Annotated in this window: 26 protein-coding genes; 7 read left to right on the forward strand and 19 right to left on the reverse strand. The window is 63.2% G+C overall.

All coding sequences use genetic code 11. The features are described from left to right. Nucleotides 1-9: 9 nt before the first annotated feature. The 9 genes from grpE to hisB form a co-directional block, all read right to left on the reverse strand. On the reverse strand, nt 10-615 hold the full coding sequence (grpE, locus tag OSH12_RS24030) for a nucleotide exchange factor GrpE (RefSeq protein ID WP_266346178.1): 606 nt from the start codon (nt 613-615) through the stop codon (nt 10-12). 124 nt (nt 616-739) lie between these two features. Next, nucleotides 740-1,639, reverse strand: coding sequence for a cation diffusion facilitator family transporter (locus tag OSH12_RS24035; protein WP_266346179.1), 900 nt, complete (start codon nt 1,637-1,639; stop codon nt 740-742). Between the two features lie 120 nt (nt 1,640-1,759). Next, nucleotides 1,760-2,713: a type I pantothenate kinase gene (coaA, locus tag OSH12_RS24040; RefSeq protein WP_266346180.1), complete on the reverse strand. Its 954-nt coding sequence runs from the start codon at nt 2,711-2,713 to the stop codon at nt 1,760-1,762. Nucleotides 2,714-2,735: 22 nt separating this feature from the next. Continuing rightward, the gene (locus tag OSH12_RS24045) at nt 2,736-3,059 is read right to left on the reverse strand and encodes a phosphoribosyl-ATP diphosphatase (RefSeq protein WP_266346181.1); all 324 of its coding nucleotides are present in this window, start codon (nt 3,057-3,059) and stop codon (nt 2,736-2,738) included. A 12-nt stretch (nt 3,060-3,071) separates the two neighbouring features. Continuing rightward, nucleotides 3,072-3,860, reverse strand: coding sequence for an imidazole glycerol phosphate synthase subunit HisF (hisF, locus tag OSH12_RS24050; RefSeq protein WP_266346182.1), 789 nt, complete (start codon nt 3,858-3,860; stop codon nt 3,072-3,074). Next, nucleotides 3,860-4,600 (reverse strand): 1-(5-phosphoribosyl)-5-[(5-phosphoribosylamino)methylideneamino]imidazole-4-carboxamide isomerase, encoded by a 741-nt coding sequence (gene hisA, locus OSH12_RS24055; protein ID WP_266346183.1) that lies wholly within the window; start codon nt 4,598-4,600, stop codon nt 3,860-3,862. Before hisA ends, hisF begins: the two co-directional genes overlap by 1 nt. Next, entirely contained in the window at nt 4,600-5,250 is a 651-nt protein-coding gene (hisH, locus tag OSH12_RS24060) for an imidazole glycerol phosphate synthase subunit HisH (protein WP_266346184.1), read from the reverse strand. The genes hisA and hisH overlap by 1 nt, the downstream gene beginning before the upstream one ends. Further along, complete coding sequence (locus OSH12_RS24065; RefSeq protein ID WP_266346185.1) at nt 5,247-5,738, reverse strand: DUF2628 domain-containing protein; 492 nt, start codon at nt 5,736-5,738, stop codon at nt 5,247-5,249. The genes hisH and OSH12_RS24065 overlap by 4 nt, the downstream gene beginning before the upstream one ends. Before the next feature lie 9 nt (nt 5,739-5,747). Continuing rightward, nucleotides 5,748-6,341 carry an imidazoleglycerol-phosphate dehydratase HisB gene (hisB, locus tag OSH12_RS24070; RefSeq protein ID WP_266346186.1) on the reverse strand — a complete coding sequence of 198 codons (594 nt, stop codon included), beginning with the start codon at nt 6,339-6,341 and terminating at the stop codon, nt 5,748-5,750. 209 nt (nt 6,342-6,550) lie between these two features. Between hisB and hslV the strand changes: the two genes are divergently transcribed. The 3 genes from hslV (at nt 6,551) to OSH12_RS24085 (ending at nt 9,589) form a co-directional block, all read left to right on the forward strand. Continuing rightward, nucleotides 6,551-7,117, forward strand: coding sequence for an ATP-dependent protease subunit HslV (gene hslV / locus OSH12_RS24075; protein ID WP_266346187.1), 567 nt, complete (start codon nt 6,551-6,553; stop codon nt 7,115-7,117). A gap of 17 nt (nt 7,118-7,134) precedes the next feature. After that, nucleotides 7,135-8,439, forward strand: a complete 1,305-nt coding sequence (gene hslU, locus OSH12_RS24080) for an ATP-dependent protease ATPase subunit HslU (protein WP_266346188.1) — start codon at nt 7,135-7,137, stop codon at nt 8,437-8,439. Between the two features lie 202 nt (nt 8,440-8,641). Next, entirely contained in the window at nt 8,642-9,589 is a 948-nt protein-coding gene (locus OSH12_RS24085; RefSeq protein WP_266346189.1) for a DUF1402 family protein, read from the forward strand. 79 nt (nt 9,590-9,668) lie between these two features. On the opposite strand, the gene OSH12_RS24090 is transcribed toward OSH12_RS24085, so the two are convergent. From OSH12_RS24090 to OSH12_RS24105, 4 genes are read right to left on the reverse strand one after another with little or no spacing between them, the layout of a single operon-like run. Next, complete coding sequence (locus OSH12_RS24090; RefSeq protein ID WP_266346190.1) at nt 9,669-10,049, reverse strand: helix-turn-helix domain-containing protein; 381 nt, start codon at nt 10,047-10,049, stop codon at nt 9,669-9,671. After that, complete coding sequence (locus OSH12_RS24095; RefSeq protein WP_266346191.1) at nt 10,046-10,636, reverse strand: Smr/MutS family protein; 591 nt, start codon at nt 10,634-10,636, stop codon at nt 10,046-10,048. Before OSH12_RS24095 ends, OSH12_RS24090 begins: the two co-directional genes overlap by 4 nt. Beyond that, nucleotides 10,633-11,730: a murein transglycosylase A gene (mltA, locus tag OSH12_RS24100; RefSeq protein WP_266346192.1), complete on the reverse strand. Its 1,098-nt coding sequence runs from the start codon at nt 11,728-11,730 to the stop codon at nt 10,633-10,635. Before mltA ends, OSH12_RS24095 begins: the two co-directional genes overlap by 4 nt. 15 nt (nt 11,731-11,745) lie before the next feature. Beyond that, on the reverse strand, nt 11,746-12,468 hold the full coding sequence (locus OSH12_RS24105) for a Tim44/TimA family putative adaptor protein (RefSeq protein WP_266346193.1): 723 nt from the start codon (nt 12,466-12,468) through the stop codon (nt 11,746-11,748). A gap of 250 nt (nt 12,469-12,718) precedes the next feature. On the opposite strand from OSH12_RS24105, the gene secB reads away from it, so the two are divergent. Next, nucleotides 12,719-13,204: a protein-export chaperone SecB gene (gene secB / locus OSH12_RS24110; protein ID WP_266346194.1), complete on the forward strand. Its 486-nt coding sequence runs from the start codon at nt 12,719-12,721 to the stop codon at nt 13,202-13,204. Nucleotides 13,205-13,307: 103 nt separating this feature from the next. Here secB and dnaQ read toward each other — a convergent pair whose 3' ends face one another. From dnaQ to OSH12_RS24135, 5 genes are all read right to left on the reverse strand, one after another. Continuing rightward, the gene (dnaQ, locus tag OSH12_RS24115; RefSeq protein ID WP_266346195.1) at nt 13,308-14,027 is read right to left on the reverse strand and encodes a DNA polymerase III subunit epsilon; all 720 of its coding nucleotides are present in this window, start codon (nt 14,025-14,027) and stop codon (nt 13,308-13,310) included. Between the two features lie 66 nt (nt 14,028-14,093). Beyond that, on the reverse strand, nt 14,094-14,687 hold the full coding sequence (gene coaE / locus OSH12_RS24120; RefSeq protein ID WP_266346196.1) for a dephospho-CoA kinase: 594 nt from the start codon (nt 14,685-14,687) through the stop codon (nt 14,094-14,096). Further along, nucleotides 14,684-15,562, reverse strand: a complete 879-nt coding sequence (locus OSH12_RS24125) for a shikimate dehydrogenase (RefSeq protein ID WP_266346197.1) — start codon at nt 15,560-15,562, stop codon at nt 14,684-14,686. The genes coaE and OSH12_RS24125 overlap by 4 nt, the downstream gene beginning before the upstream one ends. Before the next feature lie 9 nt (nt 15,563-15,571). Continuing rightward, on the reverse strand, nt 15,572-16,159 hold the full coding sequence (locus OSH12_RS24130) for a Maf family protein (protein ID WP_266346198.1): 588 nt from the start codon (nt 16,157-16,159) through the stop codon (nt 15,572-15,574). Then, complete coding sequence (locus OSH12_RS24135) at nt 16,156-17,046, reverse strand: pyruvate, water dikinase regulatory protein (RefSeq protein ID WP_266346199.1); 891 nt, start codon at nt 17,044-17,046, stop codon at nt 16,156-16,158. The genes OSH12_RS24130 and OSH12_RS24135 overlap by 4 nt, the downstream gene beginning before the upstream one ends. 435 nt (nt 17,047-17,481) lie before the next feature. Here OSH12_RS24135 and hemE point away from each other — a divergent pair, with 435 nt between their 5' ends. From hemE to rho, 3 genes are all read left to right on the forward strand, one after another. Next, nucleotides 17,482-18,504 carry a uroporphyrinogen decarboxylase gene (gene hemE / locus OSH12_RS24140; RefSeq protein ID WP_266346200.1) on the forward strand — a complete coding sequence of 341 codons (1,023 nt, stop codon included), beginning with the start codon at nt 17,482-17,484 and terminating at the stop codon, nt 18,502-18,504. Nucleotides 18,505-18,518: 14 nt separating this feature from the next. Beyond that, nucleotides 18,519-18,947: a protoporphyrinogen oxidase HemJ gene (gene hemJ, locus OSH12_RS24145; RefSeq protein ID WP_266346201.1), complete on the forward strand. Its 429-nt coding sequence runs from the start codon at nt 18,519-18,521 to the stop codon at nt 18,945-18,947. A gap of 220 nt (nt 18,948-19,167) precedes the next feature. After that, complete coding sequence (gene rho / locus OSH12_RS24150) at nt 19,168-20,433, forward strand: transcription termination factor Rho (RefSeq protein ID WP_266346202.1); 1,266 nt, start codon at nt 19,168-19,170, stop codon at nt 20,431-20,433. A 113-nt stretch (nt 20,434-20,546) separates the two neighbouring features. On the opposite strand, the gene OSH12_RS24155 is transcribed toward rho, so the two are convergent. Beyond that, entirely contained in the window at nt 20,547-22,565 is a 2,019-nt protein-coding gene (locus OSH12_RS24155; RefSeq protein WP_266346203.1) for a thioredoxin domain-containing protein, read from the reverse strand. Nucleotides 22,566-22,607: the final 42 nt, after the last annotated feature.

Genomic DNA, 22,607 nt, shown 5'->3' on the forward strand with positions numbered 1-22,607 from the left:
TCTTGGCCCCTATACCGAACGCAGGATCGTATCGTCCGCTTCGGACTTCGGTCCCTTGGGCTTCGGCGCGCCCTTGGCGACGCTCACCATGGCGGGGCGCAGGACACGGTCACCAATCACATAGCCCGACTGCATGACCTGCATGACGGTACCGGCCGGCTGTTCAGACGTCGGCACCTCGAAGACGGCCTGGTGCATATGCGGATCGAACTTCTGGCCCAGCGGATCAAGCTTGCGGACGCCATGCTTCTCCAGCGAGTTGACCAGATCGCGCTCGGTCATCTCGACGCCGTCGATCAGCGCGGTCAGCGCGGCATTGGAGTTGCGCTCGTCTTCCGGGATCGCCTCGATCGCGCGAGCCAGATTGTCGCCCGCCGTCAGCATGTCACGCGCGAAGGCGGCGATGGCATACTGGCGCGCGTCGGTCACTTCGCGCTCGGTGCGGCGGCGCAGATTTTCCATCTCGGCGATCGTGCGCAGGACACGATCCTTCAGCTCGGCATTTTCGGATTCAAGCGCTGCAATACGGGCCGTGGCCACGTCGCCGTCCACGGCCGCCGCAGCCGCTTCAGCGGTCGCTTCGGTGGCGGGAACGGGCTGTGTATCGTCGGACATGGCAAACTCTCTTTTCATCAGAACCAAAGGTTAGGCCCGATATCATGAGTTTGGGGCAGAAAATCAAGCTCTTGGCCTGTCCGCTGTCCGGATACCGCTCACCCTTACGCTAGTGAACCGTGCGCTAGAGCACAATGACCCCGTGATGCTGCGCTTCGGCTTCGGGCTCGACATGGATCAGAACTTCCGATCCCTCGACCGCCTTGTGCAAGGCTGCTTCGATGCGGTCGCAGATGATATGGCCGACAGCGACTGTCATCGATCCCGGCACCACGAGATGGAATTCGATGAAGATGACGCGGCCGGCGTTGCGGGTGCGCAGGTCATGCACCTCGATGGCGCCCGTCGCCTCTTGGGATATGACCGAGCGGATCTCGGCCTCGACATCGCTCGCCACAGCATGGTCCATCAAACCGCCGACCGAATCGCGGATGACGCGCCAGCCGGACCACAGGATGTTGACGGCGACGATGACGGCGAGCAGCGGGTCGAGCACGACCCAGCCGGTCATCGCCACCAGCACGAGGCCGAAGAACACGCCGACCGAGCTGATGACATCGCTGGTCAGATGCCAGGCTTCGGCGATGAAGGCGGGCGAACGGCGACGACGGCCGAAGCGGAACAGATACATCGCCCACGCGCCGTTGATGGCGGTCGCGAACAGGTTGATGGAGAGGCCGACGCCGGTGTTCTCCAGCGCATGCGGCGTCTCGAGGCTGTTCCAGGCCTCGCGCAGGATCAGCAGGGCCGCGACGACGATCAGCACGCCCTCGAGCACGGCCGAGAAATACTCCGCCTTGTGATGCCCGAACTGGTGGTCGCTATCGGCCGGCTTGTGGCTGAGGCGGATCGCCCAGAAAGCGGCACAGGCTGTAACGAGATTGACGATGCTCTCAAGCGCATCCGAATAAAGCGCGACGCTGCCCGTCTGCAGATAGGCGGCGTATTTCAGCGCCATCACGACCAGCGCGATGACGATCGAGCTGAGCGCGACAAGCGTTATCCTGTCGTTCCATTTCGGCATGATCGTCCTCGGAAACTCGGCGGTTCGGCGCAGGTAGCACCGCCGGGAGGACGCTTCAACGGCTATCTTCGCAACTGCGAACGAGTGGCAATCGAGGGTGCTGAAAACCCAGCAAACGCCTCAAAGTCGACGCAGCGCCACCTGTTCAATTAGGTGGCTTTCCCCTTTGCTGAGGATAAGGTCGGCGCGCGGGCGGGTGGGCCGGATGTTCTCGTCGAGATTGACCCGGTTGATCCGCGACCACAGCCGCTCGGCGATCGCCAGCGCCTCGGCGTCGGGGATCATCGCATAGCGGTGGAAGTAGGAATTGGGATCCTGGAAGGCCGTTTCGCGCAGGCGCTGGAAGCGCTCGACATACCAGCGCCGGACATCGGCCTCGTCCGCATCGATATAGATCGAGAAATCGAAGAAGTCGGAGACGAACGGCACCGCCGTGCCATCGCGCGGCAAGCGTGGCGCTTGCAGCACGTTGATGCCCTCGACAATCAGGATGTCGGGGCGATCGATGGTGATCCGCTCGCTCGGCACGATGTCATAGACGAGATGCGAATAAACGGGGGCGGACACACTGCCGAGGCCGGCCTTGATGTCGGAGAGGAAGGCAAGCAGCGCCGGCAGGTCGTAGCTTTCCGGAAAGCCCTTGCGCTCCATCAGCCCTTCGCGCTCAAGCACGGCGTTGGGATAGAGGAACCCGTCCGTCGTGATCAGGTCGACCTTCGGCATATTGGTCCAGCGCGCCAAAAGCGCCTTCAGCACGCGCGCGGTGGTCGACTTGCCGACGGCGACAGATCCGCCGATGCCGATGATGAAGGGCGTCTTGCCCTCATTGGCGCCGAGAAAGGTCCGGGTCGCGTTGTAGAGGCCCTGGGTGGCTTCAACATACAGGCTGAGCAGGCGCGACAGCGGCAGATAGATCGTCTCGACATCTTCGATCGAGATCGGATCGTTCAGGCTGCGCAGACGCGACAGGTCGTCCTCGGTCAGCGTCATGGGCGTATCGGCCCGGAGCCTTGCCCATTCCTGGCGGCCGAAGACGCGATGCGGGGCGTGCTCGATGCGCGCGGACTTGTCCATGGTCATTCTCCCCGGCTGCGGATCACTCCGCCGGCCGTGCCGCCTTTTCCTGGAGCCCGGTCTGACGGGTCCGGCCTTCCAGTTCGTCCATCACGGCGTCGAGCGGCACCTCGGCCGCCTCCAGCATCACCAGCAGATGATAGAGCACGTCGGCCGCTTCCGCCGTCAGTTCCGCCGCATTACGCTCGGTCGCCGCGATGACGGCCTCTACAGCCTCCTCGCCGAACTTCTTGGCGCAGCGCGACGGCCCCTTGGCCACCAGCTTGGCGGTATAGGAGCCGGGATCGCCGGAATGGGCGCGGCTTTTGATGATGACGGCGAGATCGGAAAGCGTGAAATTCGACATGCCCTGCTCTCCTCAGCCGTCGAGCCGGACGGGAATGCCGGCCGCGGCCATATGAGTCTTGACCTCGCCAATGGTGAATTGGCCGAAATGGAACACCGAGGCGGCCAACACGGCGCTGGCATGACCTTCAATGACACCATCGACGAAATGATCCAGAGCACCGACGCCGCCCGACGCGATCACCGGGATCGGCACCGCATCGGCAATGGCGCGGGTGAGCGCGAGATCAAAACCGTCACGCGTACCGTCGCGGTCCATAGAGGTGAGCAGGATCTCACCGGCACCGAGCGCTGCGACCTCGATCGCATATTCGATCGCATCGATGCCAGTCGCCTTGCGGCCGCCATGGGTGAAGATTTCCCAGCGATCGTGATGGTCGCCGCCCATGCCGCGCCGCTTGGTCTGCTTGGCGTCGATGGCGACGACGATCGCCTGCGCGCCGAACTTTTCCGCCGCGCGGGCGACGATCATGCGATCGGTCACCGCGGCCGAGTTGATCGCCACCTTGTCGGCGCCCGCTAGCATCAGGGCACGGATATCTTCCACGGCCCGAACACCGCCGCCAACCGTCACCGGCATGAAACAGGCTTCGGCAGTGCGCGCCACGACATCGAGGATGGTGCCGCGATTTTCATGCGTCGCCGTGATGTCGAGGAAGCAGAGCTCATCGGCGCCGGCCGCGTCATAGGCTTTTGCCGCCTCGACCGGATCGCCGGCGTCGATCAGGTCGACGAACTGCACGCCCTTGACGACACGGCCGTCATGCACGTCGAGGCAGGGAATGATGCGAGTCTTGAGCATCAGGCTTTTCCCCGCGCGTTGCGGATCAGTTCGAGCGCCTCGGCCGGGTCGAGCCGGCCGTCATAGAGCGCGCGACCAGAGATCGCGCCTTCGAGGATGGCGCAATCGGGCTGCAGCAGGCGCTTGACGTCGTCGAGCGAGGCAAGGCCACCGGAGGCGATCACCGGGATCTCAACGGCGCGAGCGAGCGCCAGCGTCGATTCGATGTTGAGGCCCTTCAGCACACCGTCGCGATCGATATCGGTGAAGACGATAGCCGCGACGCCGGCGTCCTCGAACCGGCGCGCCAGCTCGATGGTGGTCAGCTCCGAAGTCTCGGCCCAGCCCTCGACGGCCACCTTGCCGCCGCGTGCGTCGATGCCGACGGCGACTTGGCCCGGATGGGCCTTGCAGGCCTCGCGAACGAGGTCGGGATCGCGCACCGCGATGGTGCCGAGGATGACGCGGGCGATGCCCTTGTCGAGCCACGCTTCGACGCCGGCGCGGTCGCGGATACCACCGCCAAGCTGGACCGGCATCTTGACCGACTTCAGGATCGCCTCGACCGCCGCGCCATTGACCGGCTGGCCGGCGAAGGCGCCGTTCAGGTCGACGACATGCAGATACTCGAAACCCTGCGTCTCGAACTCATGCGCCTGGGCGCCGGGATCGGTGTTGAACACCGTCGCCTGCTCCATGTCGCCGAGCTTGAGGCGAACACAGGCGCCGTCCTTCAAATCGATGGCCGGGAAAAGGATCATCAGGGCTTCCACTTCAGGAAGTTGGCAAGGAGGGCGAGACCGAGCTTCTGGCTCTTCTCGGGATGAAACTGCGTGCCGGCAATGTTGCCGGTGGTGACGATCGCCGTGATCGGACCGCCGTAATCGGCGGTCGCCACGACATCGCCGGCCTGCTCGGCATAAAACTGGTAGCCGTGCAGGAAATAGGCGTGCCAGCCATCGTCGCCGAGCGCGATGCCGTCGAGCAGCGGATGCGGCGCGGACGCGTTGAGCGTGTTCCAGCCCATGTGCGGGATCTTCAGGTGCGGATCGTTCGGCTCGATGCGCCGGACCTCGCCCTGGATGCGACTGAGTCCCTTGGTCACGCCATATTCGATGCCGCGCGTCGCCAGCAGCTGCATGCCGACGCAGATGCCGAGAAACGGCCGGCCGCGCGCGTCGATCGCCTCGTTGATCGCCTCTATCATGCCGTCGACGCTGTCGAGATTGGTGCGGCAATCGGCAAAGGCGCCGTCGCCGGGCAGGACGATGTGGTCAGCCTTGGCAACCACGTCCGGATCGGCGGTGACGACGACGGACGCCGTCGAGCCGTTGCGCGAAGCGGCAAGCTCCAGCGCCTTGGCGGCGGAGCGAAGATTGCCCGCGCCGTAGTCAATGATCGCAATGGTCATCGGGATGTCCCCGGGGTCGGAAAGAGGCCGACGATATCGGCCGAGAAACTGGGTTTTGCGACGGGACCAGCGACGACGCCAACCGCAGTCGGGTCGGCGCCGGTTGGCGTCACGCCAGCAAGACGATGAAAGAAGCGGATCTCCGCCTCCTCGAGCGAGCGACCTTCGGCGACACCGCGCTCGGAAAAGCGGCGACGCGCCAGCGACCACCGCCGCAGCGTGTTGCCCTCGAAGCCGAGATAGAGCGCGCCAAGAAAACCAAGCGCCGTCGCCGTCGGCACGCCGAGAAAGCGGCCCGACAGTTCGATCGCGACGGCGAACAACGCATAGAGGCAGAGCACGACCCACATGCGCCGATAGAGCATCCAGATCACCGGGATCAGGAATGCCGGCCAGCAGAAGCCATCCTTGACGAAGATGATCCGGTCGGCCTCGCTCCTTCCGCCGGTCGCGGAAACAGGCGGTGCGTGCACGGTATAGGTCGTCATGACGCCCTCTCAGTCGCCGAGCTTGCCCTTGGTCGACGGCACGCGGTCGGCCTGGCGCGGGTCGATCGACGCGGCCACCCGAAGCGTCCGCGCGACCGCCTTGAAGCAGGTCTCGGCGATATGGTGGTTGTTGTCACCATAGAGGTTTTCGATGTGCAGCGTGATGCCGGCGTTCTGGGCGAAAGCCTGGAAGAACTCCTTGAACAGCTCGGTATCGAAATCGCCGACCTTGTCGCGCGAGAACTCGACCTTCCAGACCAGATAGGGCCGGCCGGAAACGTCGATGGCGCAACGGGTCAGCGCCTCGTCCATGGCGAGGTGCGTGTCGGCATAGCGGGTGATGCCGCGCATCTCGCCCAGCGCCTTCTTCAGCGCCTGGCCGATAGCGATGCCGACATCCTCGACAGTGTGATGCTGGTCGATATGCAAATCGCCCTTGCACCGGATGGTCAGGTCCATCAGGCCATGGCGGGCCAGTTGATCGAGCATATGGTCGAAGAAGCCGACGCCCGTGGCGATGTCGGCGCGGCCAGTGCCGTCGAGATCCAGCGTTACCGCGATCTCGGTTTCCTTCGTCTTGCGCTCGATCGTGGCGCTACGCATATCTGAGTTCCTTCCCGGTCCTTGCTCGGTCCAGCAATCTGGGTCCCTTTGGCTCAGGACAGCCGGCTTTTATCAGGCGTTTCCCCGTAGCGCCATAAGGTTGAGCAAGCCTTTGCATCATCGCCCCTCGCGCCTACATATGACGCTCTAGCCAACAGGGATCGCCGCGGGGCCTCAGGGACCAAAGCGATCCGCCACGAAAGCAGAACATGACCCATTCCCAGAATGAGAGCCCCTATGCGGCCTGGCACGGGACGACGATCATCACCGTCCGTAAGGGCGGCAAGGTCGTCATCGCCGGCGACGGCCAGGTATCGCTCGGTCAGACCGTCATCAAGCACACCGCCCGCAAGGTTCGCCCGCTCGGCAAGGGCGGCGTGATCGCTGGTTTCGCCGGCTCGACCGCCGACGCCTTCACCCTGTTCGAGCGCCTCGAGGCGAAGCTTGAGCAATATCCCGGGCAGTTGACTCGTGCCTGCGTCGAACTCGCCAAGGACTGGCGCACCGACCGCTATCTGCGCCATCTCGAGGCAATGATGCTGGTCGCCGACCAGACCACCAGCCTGGTCCTGACCGGCAATGGCGACGTGCTCGAGCCGGAAGGCGGCATGATGGGCATCGGTTCCGGCGGCAATTATGCGCTCGCCGCGGCCCGTGCCCTCGCGGATACCGACATGACGGCTGAACAGATCGCCCGCAAGGCAATGGCGATCGCCGCCGAAATCTGCGTCTACACCAACACCAGTGTCACGCTCGAGCAGCTCGACGCAGCTTAAGGCGGACAGGAAATCCCATGACCAATTTCTCTCCCCGCGAGATCGTCTCCGAGCTCGACCGCTACATCATCGGCCAGAACGACGCCAAGCGCGCCGTCGCCATCGCCCTTCGCAACCGCTGGCGCCGCCAGCAGCTCGAAGGCACGATGCGCGAAGAAGTGCTGCCGAAGAACATCCTGATGATCGGACCGACCGGTGTCGGCAAGACGGAGATCTCGCGCCGCCTGGCGAAGCTCGCCGGTGCGCCCTTCCTCAAGGTCGAAGCGACGAAATTCACCGAGGTCGGTTATGTCGGCCGCGACGTCGAGCAGATCATCCGCGACCTCGTCGAGATCGGCATCGGCCTGACGCGCGAAAAGAAGCGCAAGGATGTCGAGGCCAAGGCCCATCTCTCGGCCGAGGAGCGCGTGCTGAATGCGCTTGTCGGCGACGCCGCCAGCCCCGCCACCCGCGAAAGTTTCCGCAAGAAGCTGCGCTCCAACGAACTCGACGACAAGGAAATCGAGATCCAGGTGCGCGACCAGTCGGGTGGAATGCCGCAGTTCGACGTCCCCGGCATGCCGGGCGCCTCGATCGGCGTGATGAACATCGGCGACATGCTCGGCAAGGCCTTCGGCGGCAAGACCAAGACGCGCCGCGTCACGGTCAAGGACAGCTACAAGGTCCTGATCGACGAGGAATCCGACAAGCTGCTCGACGACGACGCGCTGACGGCCGAGGCTATCAGCGTGGTCGAAAATGACGGCATCGTCTTCCTCGACGAGATCGACAAGATCTGCGCCCGCGAAGGCCGCTCCGGCGATGTTTCACGTGAAGGCGTGCAGCGCGACCTTCTACCCCTGATTGAAGGAACGACAGTCGCAACCAAATATGGACCGGTGAAGACGGATCACATCCTGTTCATCGCGTCGGGCGCCTTCCACATCGCCAAGCCGTCGGACCTGCTGCCCGAATTGCAGGGCCGCCTGCCGATCCGCGTCGAACTGAACGCGCTGACGCAATCCGATTTCCGCCAGATCCTGACGGAGCCGGAAGCAAGCCTGATCAAGCAGTATGTCGCGCTGATGCAGACCGAAGGCGTCACGCTCGTGATTGCCGAGGATGGGATCGACGCGATCGCCCGCATCGCCGTCGAGGTCAACTCGTCGGTCGAGAATATTGGCGCGCGTCGCCTGCAGACGGTGATGGAGCGGATTCTGGACGAGATCAGCTTCGCCGCCCCGGATCGCTCCGGCGATACGGTGACGATCGATGCCGCCTATATCGAGGCGCATATCGGCGACTTGTCGCGCAACATCGACCTGTCGCGCTACATCCTCTGAGGCTTTTGGGGCTTTCCCCCTGCCCCGACGCAAAAAGACCGCTCCCGGAGACAGTATCCGGGAGCGGGTCCGCTTCCGCCAATGGCGTTATGTGCGCGACTGTGGCAGCGAAGCCGTTTTCGAGCGTGGAATTCCGATGCTATAAGCCCGGTTCGGCCGATCCGCGACGGAGTTCGGTCATGGCTCGACCGACGGATCCCCCATGCGTCTCCTGCGCAGTGCCCTGCTCGCCTCCATCGTCATCTCGACGATCCTGCCGGCCATGGCCGTTGTTTCCGTTCCGGCCGGCAACCGCTCGAAGGAGCAGCCGGCGATCGACATGAGTTCGATCAAGCGTGCCGGCGAGACCAAGGAAAGTTTTGAGGCCAAATACAGCCGCATCTATGCGCTGCTGAAGCGCGACAAGAACCTGATGCGCTCGATCAAGCGCGCCGCCGCAACCTATGGCGTCGACCCGGTCCATCTGATCGGCGCGATCGTCGGCGAGCACACCTACAATGTCGGCGGCCTCGACAGCGCCCAGTCCTACTACGTCAAGGCGCTTGCCTATCTCGGCACCACCGACCTCGCCTTCGGCTACAAGGGCGAGAGCGTGACCGACTTCGTGGCGCGGCCGCAGTTCGACGAGTGCGACGGACTCAAATCCGCTTACGACCTTTGGACCTGCCGCGAGGACGTCTGGGACAAGGATTTCCGCGGTAAGACGGTCGAGGGCAAGTCGTTCCCGCGCGATCGCTTCTCGAAGGTGTTCTTCCAGCCGCTCTATGCGGGACAGACCTTCGGCCTCGGCCAGATCAATCCGCTGACCGCGCTGACGGTGACGGATATCGTGCACCGGAAGAGTGGCCTGCCCCTGCTCAGCGCCGAACGCGCGCCACAACTCTACCAGGCGATCATGGATCCCAACATGTCGCTGGACTACATGGCGGCGATCATCCGCCTGTCGATCGATGTCTATCGCGATACGGCCGGTGTCGACATTTCCAACAATCCCGGCATCACCTCGACGCTCTACAATGTCGGCGACGTCAAGGTGCGCGCCCGCACCCTGGCCGCCGAACGCAAGCGCAACAAGTCTGCCACGCCGCAGGAAAACTACTATGGCTGGCTGGTGAACGACCGGCTGGACGACCTGCGCAAGCTACTCTGAACAGGCCGAGTTCGCTTTCGAGCGAAGTGGGTGCGGTTCACGTGAAGAAAACGCGACCAACCAGAAGCTAGGGCAATGCCTAGGCGCCATCGACATGGTCGCGGGCGGCCGCATCGCGTACGGCTTTCTTCAGATCCCGCAATGATTTGGCGCTAAGGCCGCCGATTTTAGCCGCCAGCAGATGCGCCAGCTCCGTTGCCGCCGGGTCGAGCCCGGCTGTATCAACGACAACACGCGGATGCGACGTGTCGGCCAAGCGCTGCAATTCCTCGGCCTCATCCCAGATCACGTTGAAATAGGCGATGATGCGCTGAACCATGAACCAGCTTGGACTGCCGCGCCGACCGTGCTCGAGCGCCGACAGATAGGAACTGGAAACGCGCAGCCCCTCCGCCATGTCTTTCAGTGAAAGGCCGCGCTCGTCGCGCATGGCGCGCAGGCGCACCCCGAACGGCGTCACGGTTCGCCCACCTTATGCAGGGTCCGCTTCTTGCGGATGCGGACATAAAGCGCGCCGCCGCCACCATGACTGCGATGCGCCTCCTCGAAGCCGATAACGATATTGCGCAAACCCGGCTCGGCCAGCCATTGCGGCACACGCCGGCGAAGGACCCCGCGCTCGTTCATGCCGTAGGGATCATCGCCGCCCACCTTGCCCTTGCCGGTGATGACGATCACCAGCTTCGACCCGCGCGATTGCGCATCGCGCAGGAAGCCGTGCAGCCGGTCATGCGCATCAAGCTGGGTCAGGCCGTGCAAATCGATGCGGCCGTCGATCTCGATGGTGCCGCGGGCGACGCGGGTCAGCGTCCGGCGCTCGATGGGATGCAGCGGCGGCGGTGGGGGCGGCACGGCCTTGCCGAGCTTGCCGGCATTGGCGGATGCCCCTGCCCCCTTTGAAGGTGCGGACATGACGGGCGCCTCGGCCACCGGCGGCGCGGGCGGCTCGGCCATCATGTCCTCAGGGCGAAGCGGCGCCACTGTGCGGGCAACGATGGCCCAGAGCGTTCGTTCTTCGCCGGAAAGACTTCGCTTGCGGCGCGTCATAGAGCGCTCCGCGGCGCCAGGACGATGAAGTCGCCGGCTGCCTGCATGCGCCCGGCAATCCGTCCCGCCTCGTCGCCCGATCCGAAGAAGATATCGCCCCGCGAGGGCCCAAGAATGGCCGAGCCGGTGTCCTGCGCCATCAGCAGCCGACGAAACGCAGTGCCGCCTTCGGCCTGCGGCAACACCGTATCGATCCAGATCGGCGCGTGAAACGTGTGCAGCGTGCGGTCCACGGCGAGGCTGCGACCGGCGGTCAGCGGCACCTTGGCGGCAGCGATCGGCCCGAGCGCCGGATCCTGCACCGCCGCCTCGCGGAAAAATATGTAGGAGCGGTTCTGCCAGATCACCTCGGACGCCTGGTCCGGATGATCGGCGAGCCAGGCGCGGATCGACTGCATGCTGACACCGCCCTTTGGCAGCGCCTGCCTGTCGAGCAGAGCCTTGCCGACCGACGTGTAGGCATGGCCGGATTTCGCCGCATAGGTCACGCGCAGCCATTCGCCATCCGGCAGCCGCAGCCTTGCAGCGCCCTGGATGTGGACGAACAGCGCATCGACGCGATCGGCGAGATAGGCGAGTTCAAGGTCGCGACCGGCCAGCGCGCCGCGCTCGATCTCGCCACGGTCGAAGAAGGGCTCGAAACCGTCAGCTGTCTTGCGGGCAAAGCGCATACCGGGCTCCAGGCCCGACGGTGGATTGTGCTCGTCGACTTCCGCCAGTTCCGGCGGCGCCGCGTAGAGCGGCACGTCAAAGCCTTCGACAGGCGTGCGCGAAGCAGCGACTTCGGGCTCGTAAAAGCCGGTAAAGAAGCCCCTCGCCGGCTCCGAAACCACCCGCATCGGCTGAAAATGCGCTTCGAAGAACGCCTTGGCTTCATCGCGGGAAAGCTCGGCCGGCATGGCGGACGCAAGTTTGGCGATGCGGGCCAATCCGGCACCATCAATGCCCAGCGCGCGCGTCTTCGGCTCATGCGCGGCGGCATGGACCGCGCTCAGGCGATAGGCGCGCCAAGCCGCGGCATGGTCATCGTCGTGCCAGCCTTCCAGCGCGCCGAACGGCACGGGCACGAGCCGGGCGTTTGCTTCCGTCGACACGAGCGGAACTTCCGATCATTCAACGGTTTCGGTAGCGACAAGCAGCCAGTTGGGATCGCGGGACGACACGTCGCGCGCAAAGGTCCAGATGTCGGTGACATCGGCAATGTGGACCGGGTCGCCATCGACCACAGCGCCAGCCTTGTCGCGCGTCGCCGAAATCAGCTTGGAGACGAACTTGACCGAAACCTGCGCGCTACCGTTCTTCAGCGCGGCATCGACCACTTCTACCTTCTCGAATCCAACGAAATCGAACTCGACCGTTTCGCCGCGCGACTCGCGATCGGCGATGGCGCTGGCGAAGCCGTCATAGACCTCGCGGCCAAGCAGCGGCTTCAAAGCCTTCTGGTCGCCCCTGGCGAAGGAGGTGACGATCATCTCGTAGGCAGAGCGGGCGCCATCGACGAATTGCTGCGGATCGAAGTTGCGATCGGCGGCCATGATCTCGGCGACCGAGGCGGCGAGCGGCGTGCCCAGCGTGGCGACCGCGGAGACGCGATGATCATCGTCCTGCGCGGAAATCGTTGCAGACGAGACGTTCTCGTTGTCGCGGCGGGGCAGGTTCACAACCTTGCCGTCGTTCGCCGCCTCCGGTTCGTCTGCCTTGCGGCGCGTGAACGGATCGAAGGGCGGGCGTTCGCTGCCGGTACGTTGACCGAGAACGCCACGCAGCTTGAAAAAGATCACCACCGCGAGGACGAGGAAGATCAGCGTATAAATGTCAACGAAGCCGTTCATGCCGAAGGCATCCTGTCCTATTCTGGGAAGTTCATGGTGCCGAGTGCGCGCGCTTCAGCGGTCATGAACCCAATGTGGTAATCGTTGGGCGTCTATCCAAGTCCGTCAAGGGCACAATGCCAGAGTGTGGCCGCGCGGCGTGTCTCGAACGAGCTTGGTACAGCCGCTTGTATCACTGAGACGGAAGTGTTAGCGAGCCCACTTGTTAAGATCAGGCCATTCGGCCGATTGTTCCAGGGGAGCCGCCTTCATGGCCGATGACAACGAAAACGGCGCGGGCCAGCTCGCCCAGCCGAACCTTTCGATCCTGTTGCAATATGTGAAGGATCTCTCCTTCGAAAACCCAGGCGCGCCGCGCTCGCTGGGTCCGCGTCGCGCTGCGCCGCAGATCAACATCGGCATCAATGTCGGCGCCAATCCGCTTGAGGGTGACGACTACGAGATCGAGCTGCGCCTCGAGGGTCGTGCCACCGACGGTGACCAGACGCTGTTCGTTGCCGAGTTGGTCTATGCCGGCGTCTTCCGCGTCGCGAACGTGCCGCAGGAAAACCTGGCTCCGATCCTGATGATCGAATGCCCGCGCCTGCTGTTCCCGTTCGCGCGCCAGATCCTGGCCGACATGACCCGCAATGGCGGTTTCCCGCCGCTGCTGGTCGATCCGGTGGATTTCACCCAGCTCTACCGTCAGCGTCTGATGGAAATGGCCGCCGCCCAGCAGGGTTCGCGCCCGAGCTGATCGTTTTCGCGACAGCCTTGCAAAACAAAGCTCCTGAGCCGGCCGGTTCAGGAGCTTTTTTAATGTCTGCCGTTCTGCAAATTGCCGTCGCCCCGATCCATGTTCAGGCCGGTTCGACCTCTTCGGGCAGATAGGCCTTCCAAAGCGCGCTATCGCCCATCTTGGCGATGAAGGCGCGATGCGCCGCCTGCTCTTCGGCTGTCACGCGAAACGCGCGCGGCTCGGGCCGTTGCTGCGGCGCGGCCACGATCATCAAGCCGCCGGCGTCATTGACCTCCGAAACCGTCTCCGGCACCAGCACGAGATCCGGCTGCCTGCCGCCGATCAGTTCCAGATAGACATCGGCCAGAAGCACCGAGTCAACCAAACCGCCGTGAACGGTTCGCGAACTGGTATCGATGCCATAGCGCGAGCAGAGCGCATCGAGCGTGTTGGCCGCTTTCGGATGCTTGCGCCGCGCGAGCGCCAGCGTGTCGATCACCCGTTCCGGGGCAATGGGTGGCTTGCCGAGCCGGCTGAACTCCGCGTTCAGGAATCCGATATCGAAATTGGCATTGTGGGCGATCAGCGACGCGTCTTCGATGAACGCGAGAAACTCGTCGACAACAGCGCTGAACAGCGGCTTGTCGGCGAGAAACTCGGTCGAAAGTCCATGCACCCGAAAGGCCTCGTCCGGCATCGAGCGTTCGGGATTGATATAGACGTGATAGTGGCGGCCGGTCGGCAGGTGGTTGAACAGTTCGACGGCGCCGATTTCGACCAGCCGGTCGCCCTTCAGCGGCTCAAGACCGGTCGTTTCCGTATCGAAGACGATTTCCCGCAAAATTTGGCTCCGGTTCCGTTCAATTCAAACTGCCGGGGAGGGCGGTCGCCGCAATCCCCGGACTGATCAGGCCGCGGCCTTGGCCGCCAGCGCCCGCACGATATCGGCAACGATGAGAGCCGAAGCTTCCTTGCTGTGACCCGTATCGACGATGAAATGGGCGCGCCGACGCTTCTCCGCATCCGGCACCTGTCGCGCCAGGATAGCGGCGAAGCGCTCCGGCGTCATGCCCGGACGTTTCAGCACGCGCGTCGCCTGAATTTCGGACGGCGCGCTGGCGACGACGACGACATCGACGCGATTTTCCGCGCCTGTCTCGAACAGAAGCGGCACATCGGTGACGAACATGGCCCGCCCTTCGCTCCGCGCCGCAGCCATCCGTTCCGCCTCGACCGCCTGCACCATGGGATGGACTATCGCTTCGAGCACCGGCAGCGCGGCCGGATCCTCCGCGAGAATGGCCGCAAGCTTGACCCGATCCACGCCCTCTTCGGTAATTGCTTCGGGAAAGCGCGCAGCGACGAGCGGTACGGCTTCGCCGCGATAGAGCGCGTGAACCACGGCGTCGGCGTCGTGCAGCACGGCGCCATGAGCGGCGAACAGCCGGGCCGTCGTCGACTTGCCCATGCCGATCGAGCCTGTGACGCCGATAACGATCACGCAGCCACTCCCGTTTCCGTCACGCCCATATCGGCAAGGATCAGACGACGCAGTTCCGGCGTCACGACCGGTCGCTGCCCGAACCAGCGTTCAAAACCCGGAACGGCCTGATGCAGCAACATGCCGAGACCGTCGACGGTCTGCAGGCCGCGCGCCCGCGCCGCCTTCAGCAGCGGCGTTTCGAGCGGGATATAGACGATATCGGTGACAAGCAGCGTGTCGCGGGCAGGGGCGAGGTCAATTTCCAGCGGCGGCTGGCCTTCCATGCCGAGCGAGGTGGTGTTGACCAGTAGCGAAGCCTGCGGCAGCAGGGCAGGGACGTCTTCCCAGCCTACCGCGTGAATGTCGGCGCCAAAACGTTCAGCCAGGGCCTCTGCCCGGTCGCGCGTCCGGTTGACGACATGGATCGGTGCAAAGCCCCGCGCCTGCAACGCCCAGATCACGGCGCGCGCCGCGCCGCCCGCACCAAGCACAATCGCCGCGCCCGGATTGGCGTCAAAACCCGGGGCGAGATGATCGAGATTGGCGATAAAACCTTCGGCGTCGGTGTTGGAGCCCATCAGCCTGCCATTCTCCAGCCAGACCGTGTTGACGGCGCCGAGCGCCGTCGCCACCGCATCGGCATGATCGACGGCGGCAAACGCCGTTTCCTTGTGCGGGACGGTGACATTGCAACCGACAAACGGGCCGTTGGCGAAATCGGCAAAAAAGGCCACCGCCTGCTCCGGCTCGACCGGATGACGCACATAATCGCCTGCCAGTCCGAGTTCCGACAGCCAATAGCGATGGATGATCGGCGAACGCGAGTGCTTGACCGGCCAGCCGATGACGCAGGCGGTCGGCACGGCAGAAGTCGCAGTATTGGAAATCGTCATATCGCCTCGTCAGGACGGGAGGATGCCACGCTGGCGCAGGATCTCGAGGAGCGGCAGCAGCGGCAGGCCGAGAATGCTGAAATAATCGCCATCAATGGCAGAGAACAACTGGATTCCGACGCCTTCAAGCAGATAAGCGCCGACGGACCATAGCGCGGACTCGCCCGCTTCATCCAGATAGCGCTCGATGGCTGCCTCGCTCAGCGGCCTCATGGTCAGGCTCGCCGTACTGACAAACTCCCAGACGATGTCGCCCTCGCTGGCCAGAACGACGGCCGTCCGCAGTCGATGCGTCTTGCCGGCAAGCCTTGCGATCTGCCGCGCGGCATCCGCCCTATCTGCCGGTTTGACGAAGCGTTCGCCATCAAGGTCCAGCACCTGGTCACCACCGAGGACAAGTGCGCCCGGCGTCGTGATTGCCTGCGCCTTGGCCCGCGCCAGCGCCAGCGCGATCTCGGTCGGCGTGGCGCCGGCCGCCAACAAAGGCAATTCCAGCGCACGCTCGTCGACACCTGGGGAAACCGCCTCGAAGGGAATGCCGGCGTTACGGAGCAGGGCGATGCGGGTCGAACTGGTTGAAGCGAGGATCAGTGTCATCGGTCGGAGACATCCGGGATCGGGCTGTTCTTTGCCGGATCCGGGTTGGAAAGGTCCTTGAGCGCCCCCGCCTGCTTGTTGCGCAATGCCAAAATGGCGGCGGCTGTTTCCTCGATCGAGCGACGCGTCACGTCGATCACCGGCCAGCCATTGCGAGCGCAGATTTTTCGCGTCGAAGCGATCTCGTTGGCGACGGCGGCGCGATCGACATAGGGGTCGTCATCGCCAAAATTCGTATTGGAGAGGATCCGGTTCTCGCGCATTTGCACGATCCGATCCGGCGTTGCGATCAGCGCGACGATCAGCGGCTTCGTCGCGGCCTCCAGTTCGACCGGCAAACCAATGCCCGGCACGATTGGAATATTGGCGGTGCGCACGCCACGATTGGCCAGATAGATGCTGGTCGGCGTCTTCGACGTTCGGCTGACACCGATGATGACGATCTCGGCCAGGTCGAGATCCTCCGGCAACTGGCCATCGTCATGCATCATCGTGAAGGTCAGCGCCTCGATGCGACGGAAATAATCGCCATCGAGCGAGTGTTGCGCCCCGACGCGGCCCTGGCTCGGCGCGCCGAGATAGGACTGGAACACCTGAAGCACGGGATCGAGAACCGAAAAGCACGGCACACCGATGTCGCGACACCCCTGTTCCAACATCACCGCCATCGAGCGATCCACCAGTGTGAACAGGACGATGCCCGGTTCCTGCTCGATTTCGGCGACAAGCCGTTCGACCTGCTTCGGCGCGCGGACCATCGAATGCAGGTGTTCTATGATCTCGACGCCGGGATATTGGGCCGAAGCCGCCCTTCCAACCGTCAGCAATGTCTCGCCTGTCGCATCCGAAATCAGATGGAGGTGCAGGTGGCGGACCTCGTTCTTCACACTGTCATCCCCAGGGCTGTGGACAGGACGTGGATAAATCCCCCGTCCGGTCTCCGATGACCGACTTGTCCCCGATGAGTGGAAAATGATCAACAGCGGCTGAGCCTGGGGACAAAGATTCAGGCCTGTCGAGGAAAGCGGGAATTAAGAAGTTATTAACCAAGACATTAACGAGATATTAACAGCCTGCGGCCGGATCTCTAAAACTGTAAACGTCCAAAAATTTACAGATGAATCAAAGCGCTAGAGAAAAGCGACAGCCGCTTCTCCCCAAAAGGATTCACAACGAACGCCAAACACGTCGAGGTTGCACGGGCGTCTCGGTCGCATTGTGGATAGCGCTGAATGACGGTAATCCACCGTCAAGAAGAAGAAGAAACTACAGATAGATCTCTTTCTTTGGTGATGGTGGTGAAGAACGACCCGACGGCTTTGATGACGAAAGCGCGCCTGCTGCGCGTGCTGGATGGCGAAGCGATCGCCCGGCCACCCATGTGGCTGATGCGACAGGCAGGACGCTACCTCCCGGAATATCGGGCGCTTCGGACGAAAGCCGGATCGTTCCTCGATCTCTGCTACACCCCGGAACTGGCAACGGAAGTGACGCTGCAGCCAATCCGGCGGTTTGGCTTTGATGCTGCGATCCTGTTCTCCGACATTCTCGTCATCCCGCATGCTCTCGGCCGAGACGTTCGTTTCGTTGAAGGCGAGGGACCGCGTCTCGATCCAATCGAGATCGCCCACCTTGACCAACTGACAGTCAACGCCGTCCTCGAACGGCTGGCGCCTGTGCTGGAGACCGTGGCGGCGGTTCGGAGCGAATTGGCTCCAGACAAGGCGCTGATCGGCTTCTGCGGGGCTCCCTGGACCGTCGCGACCTACATGATCGCCGGGAAAGGGACTCCGGATCAGGCACCTTCCCGTCTTCTGGCAGCGCGCAATCCCGAAGCGCTCGACAGACTGATTGAAACGCTGGTTCAGGCTTCGATCGTCTATCTCGTGGCGCAGCTTCGCGCCGGCGCGGATGCCGTGCAGATCTTTGATAGTTGGTCGCGCGTGCTTTCGCCGGCCGCTTTCGAGCGTTGGTCTGCCGGACCGATCGCCCGGATCGTTGCCGGCGTTCGCGCGGAAATTCCGGATGCCCGGATCATCGGTTTTCCGAAAGGCGCGGATCGCGGCCTGGTTTCCTTCGTCGAAACGACGGGCGTCAACGCTGTCGGTGTCGATTGGACCGTACCGCTTGCCACGGTGCGGGCGGAAATCGGCGATCGAGCCGCTATACAGGGCAATCTCGATCCGATGGCGTTGGTTGCCGGTGGCGCACAGCTCGACGACGCCGTTGACGAGATTCTCGACGTCATGCGCGGTGGAAGACTGATTTTCAATCTCGGGCATGGGATCGTGCCGCAGACGCCGATCGAGCATGTCGAGCGTCTCGTCGAACGCGTGCGACGCTAGGGCAGGGGCAAGCAATGGCTTACTATGACTGGATCAAGGCGCTGCACGTCATTTCGGTGATCGCCTGGATGGCCGGCATCTTCTACCTGCCGCGTCTTTTCGTCTATCACACCAGTGCTGCGGTCGGTTCGGACAAGTCCGAGACCTTCAAGGTGATGGAAGCCAAGTTGTTGCGGATGATCATGAATCCGGCGATGATCCTGACTTGGATCACCGGCCTGACGATTGTCCGTCTCGGCGGCTGGGAACAGCAGCCCTGGTTCATGGCAAAGTTCGTTCTTGTCATCGCCATGTCGGTTTTCCATATGTGGCTGGCGTCATGCCGCAAGGCTTTCGCGGCGGACCGGAACAGCCGGTCGGAGCGCGCTTTTCGCCTCGCCAATGAGATCCCCACCGTCCTGATGGTGCTGATTGTCATCCTGGTCGTCGTCAAGCCGTTCTGAATTTCTGCGTATTTGCGACGTTTCTGCCGCTTGCCGTGGAACCGGCGAGCGATTATGGTGCGCCATCTTGTCGAAGCAGACGGATGCCGGTTGACCTGCCAGGGACGACCGAAGCATCGCGCCGGTGGGCATAGTTCCCGCCAGGCTGAAGTTCTGCCAATCCCCTTTCGATATCCTTCGATCCATCCTTTCCTGAATCCCAACGAGATTCACAAAACCCATGCGTGAAATGAAACTACAGGACCTCAAGTCCAAATCCCCGACGGAGCTGCTAGCCTTCGCCGAGGAACTTGAGGTCGAGAATGCGAGCACCCTGCGAAAGCAGGAGCTTATGTTCGCGATCCTGAAGCAGCTGGCTGACAACGATGTCGAGATCGTCGGACAGGGCGTCGTCGAAGTGCTGCAGGATGGCTTCGGCTTCCTGCGCTCCCCCGACGCCAACTATCTGGCTGGACCCGACGATATTTACGTCTCTCCCTCGCAGATCCGCCGCTTTTCGCTGCGGACCGGCGATACGGTCGAGGGCTATATCCGCAGTCCGAAGGATGGCGAGCGCTATTTCGCCCTGCTCAAGGTCTCGACAATCAATTTCGAGGACCCGGACAAGGCGCGCCACAAGGTTCACTTCGACAATCTGACGCCGCTCTACCCGAACGAGCGCTTCAGGATGGAGCTCGAAGTTCAGCACGGCAAGGACATGACGCCCCGGATCATCGATCTGGTCGCGCCGCTCGGCAAAGGCCAGCGCGCGCTCGTCACAGCGCCGCCGCGCACCGGTAAGACGGTGTTCCTGCAGAACATCGCCCATTCGATCGCTGAAAATCACCCCGAGTGCTACCTCATCGTTCTCCTGATCGATGAGCGTCCGGAAGAAGTGACGGACATGCAGCGTTCGGTGAAGGGCGAGGTCATTTCCTCGACCTTCGACGAACCGGCAACCCGCCACGTCGCCGTCGCCGAAATGGTCATCGAAAAGGCCAAGCGCCTGGTCGAACATGGCCGCGACGTTGTCATCCTGCTGGATTCGATCACCCGCCTCGGCCGCGCCTACAACACCGTCGTGCCGTCCTCCGGCAAGGTCTTGACCGGTGGTGTCGATGCGAACGCGCTGCAGCGGCCGAAGCGTTTCTTCGGCGCCGCCCGTAACATCGAGGAAGGCGGCTCGCTGACGATCATCGCGACCGCCCTGATCGATACCGGCAGCCGCATGGACGAAGTCATCTTCGAAGAGTTCAAGGGAACCGGTAACTCGGAAATCATCCTGGACCGCAAGGTGGCCGACAAGCGGACCTTCCCGGCGATCGACATCACCCGTTCGGGCACCCGCAAGGAAGAGCTGCTCGTTCCGCCGGACGTGCTCAAGAAGATGTATGTCCTGCGCCGCATCCTCATGCCGATGGGTACGGTCGACGCGATCGAGTTCCTGCTCGACAAGCTCAAGCAGACGAAACACAACTCCGATTTCTTCGACCAGATGAACACCTGATCGAGAATTTTGCGACGCTTCGCGCGGCGCTTGGGATGAGAAAAGGCCGGGCAATCGCCCGGCCTTTTTGCGTTTGGGTGTTAACCCATCGGGATCGGAGCGTTAGCGATCCGTTAGCCATGTCCGGCGAGGTGAGCAGCCAGGGCTTGCGGATCGGTGAGCGGTAGCGAGCAGGCACCCTCGCGACAGACATAGGCCGTCGCCCTTCCATCAATTGCGGTCTTGCCGTGCGCCGGATGCGAGGTCGGCAAGCTCGAACTTTCCGTCCGCACATCGAGCACGAAATGGCGTTGCCAATTTTGCAGGACGATATCTCGGAGCGATGCGCCATCGCTGCCGGTCGGCGTCAGGATCACGATGGTCTGAACCGCGAGACGGAGATCGAGCCCCGATAGCAGGCTGGCCGACCCAAACACATTGGTGGCGATCGCCGAAGCGGCAGCTTCCAGAATGGCATCCGCTCGGTCGCGATAGAGATCGTTGCCAGTCAGCGCCCACAGCCGGACAAGACACTCGACGGCGAGGCCATGCGGATTGGGTGCGGCGTCGTCGATGCGGTCGGACTTTCGAACGATGAGCGCCTCGGCGTCATCGGCGGTGAAGAAATAACCGCCGTCTCCGTCGCCATGATGGGCTTCAAGGTCATCGAGAAAACGCGCGGCATGATCCAGATAGACCGCATCCTGGGTTGCCTGATGCAGCGTGATCGCCGCCTTGGCCATGGACGCCAGATCGGAGGAGAAGCCCGGAAACACCATCTGCCCGTTGCGCGCCGCGTGGCCGAGACGGCCATCCCGGGCGATGGATTCGGTTATGAAACGAAACGCCTGCTCGGCCATTTCGATCCAATCGGGGCGATGCAGGAGCATGCCGGCGGTCGCGAGGCCGGAAATGGCATAGCCGTTCCAGTCGACCAGGATCTTGTCGTCGAGGCCGGGACGAATGCGCATGGCGCGATGTTCCTGCATCCGCGCCAGCAATCTTTCAGCGCGAACTGCGTCGACGGCGGATAGCGGGGCGGGGGTCTTCAATCGATTCGGGATCGAAACGCCTTCCCAATTGCCCCCTTCGCTGATGTCGTAGAGTTCCGCGATGAGAGCGGCGTCGTCGGGCACCAGGAATTGGTCCAGCTCGGCGCGGTTCCAGACGTAGAACCGCCCCTCATGCCCTTCTGAATCCGCGTCGAGGCTGGCCGAAAATGCGCCGCCCGGCAGCAGCATTTCTCGTTGAAGCCAAGCGACGGTGGTTTCGATTCGGTTCCGATACGTCGTGGCCATCGGTCCGGCTCGGGAAGCCAGCGCCCATTGCTCGATGACAAGGCCATTGTCGGAGAGCATTTTCTCGAAATGCGGCGCGAGCCAATCGGCATCGGTGCTGTAGCGGGCCAAGCCGCCGCCGACGTGATCAAAAATGCCGCCATTCGACAGCCCGTTCAGGGTCGCAGCGACGGCCTGAGCATAGACGTCTTCGCCGTTGCGCGTTGCGCTGCGGGCCAGAAAATCGGTGACGGCGGCATTGGGGAATTTTGGCGCGCCCTTGGTGCCGCCGCGCTCCAGATCCATGATCGACAGGATCGACCGCGCCGCTTCGTCGAGCAGGTCACGTCCAAGCGCCGGCCCGGCAGCCTGTGGGCGCGGGGCTATATGCGCGGCGATGCGGTTTGCCTGCGCAAGGATCTGTTCCCGGTCGTTCTGGTAGAAGGCAGAAATCTGCTCCAGCACGTCGACGAAACCAGGACGGCCATAACGCGACGTCTTGGGAAAGTAGGTGCCGCCCCAGATCGGCTTGCCGTCGGGGGTCAGGAACATCGTCAACGGCCAGCCGCCCTGGTCGCCCAGCGCGTGCAAGGCCGCCATGTAGATCTGGTCAATGTCGGGCCGTTCCTCGCGATCGACCTTGATGTTGACGAAGAGACGGTTCATCACCGCGGCCGTCGCGTCGTCCTCGAACGATTCATGCGCCATGACATGGCACCAGTGGCAGGCGGCATAGCCGATCGACAGCAGGATCGGCACGTCGCGGTCATGTGCCTCCTGCAGCGCCGCGGCGTTCCAGCCGCGCCAGTGAACAGGATTGTCCTGATGCTGGAGCAAATAGGGGCTGGTCTCGAGGCGCAGCAGATTTTCGGACATGACGGCTTTCGCAAGTTAGAGCCTTTGTGGCGGCGACGTCCG

The organism is Kaistia terrae (genome assembly GCF_026344005.1).
GTDB lineage: Bacteria > Pseudomonadota > Alphaproteobacteria > Rhizobiales > Kaistiaceae > Kaistia > Kaistia terrae.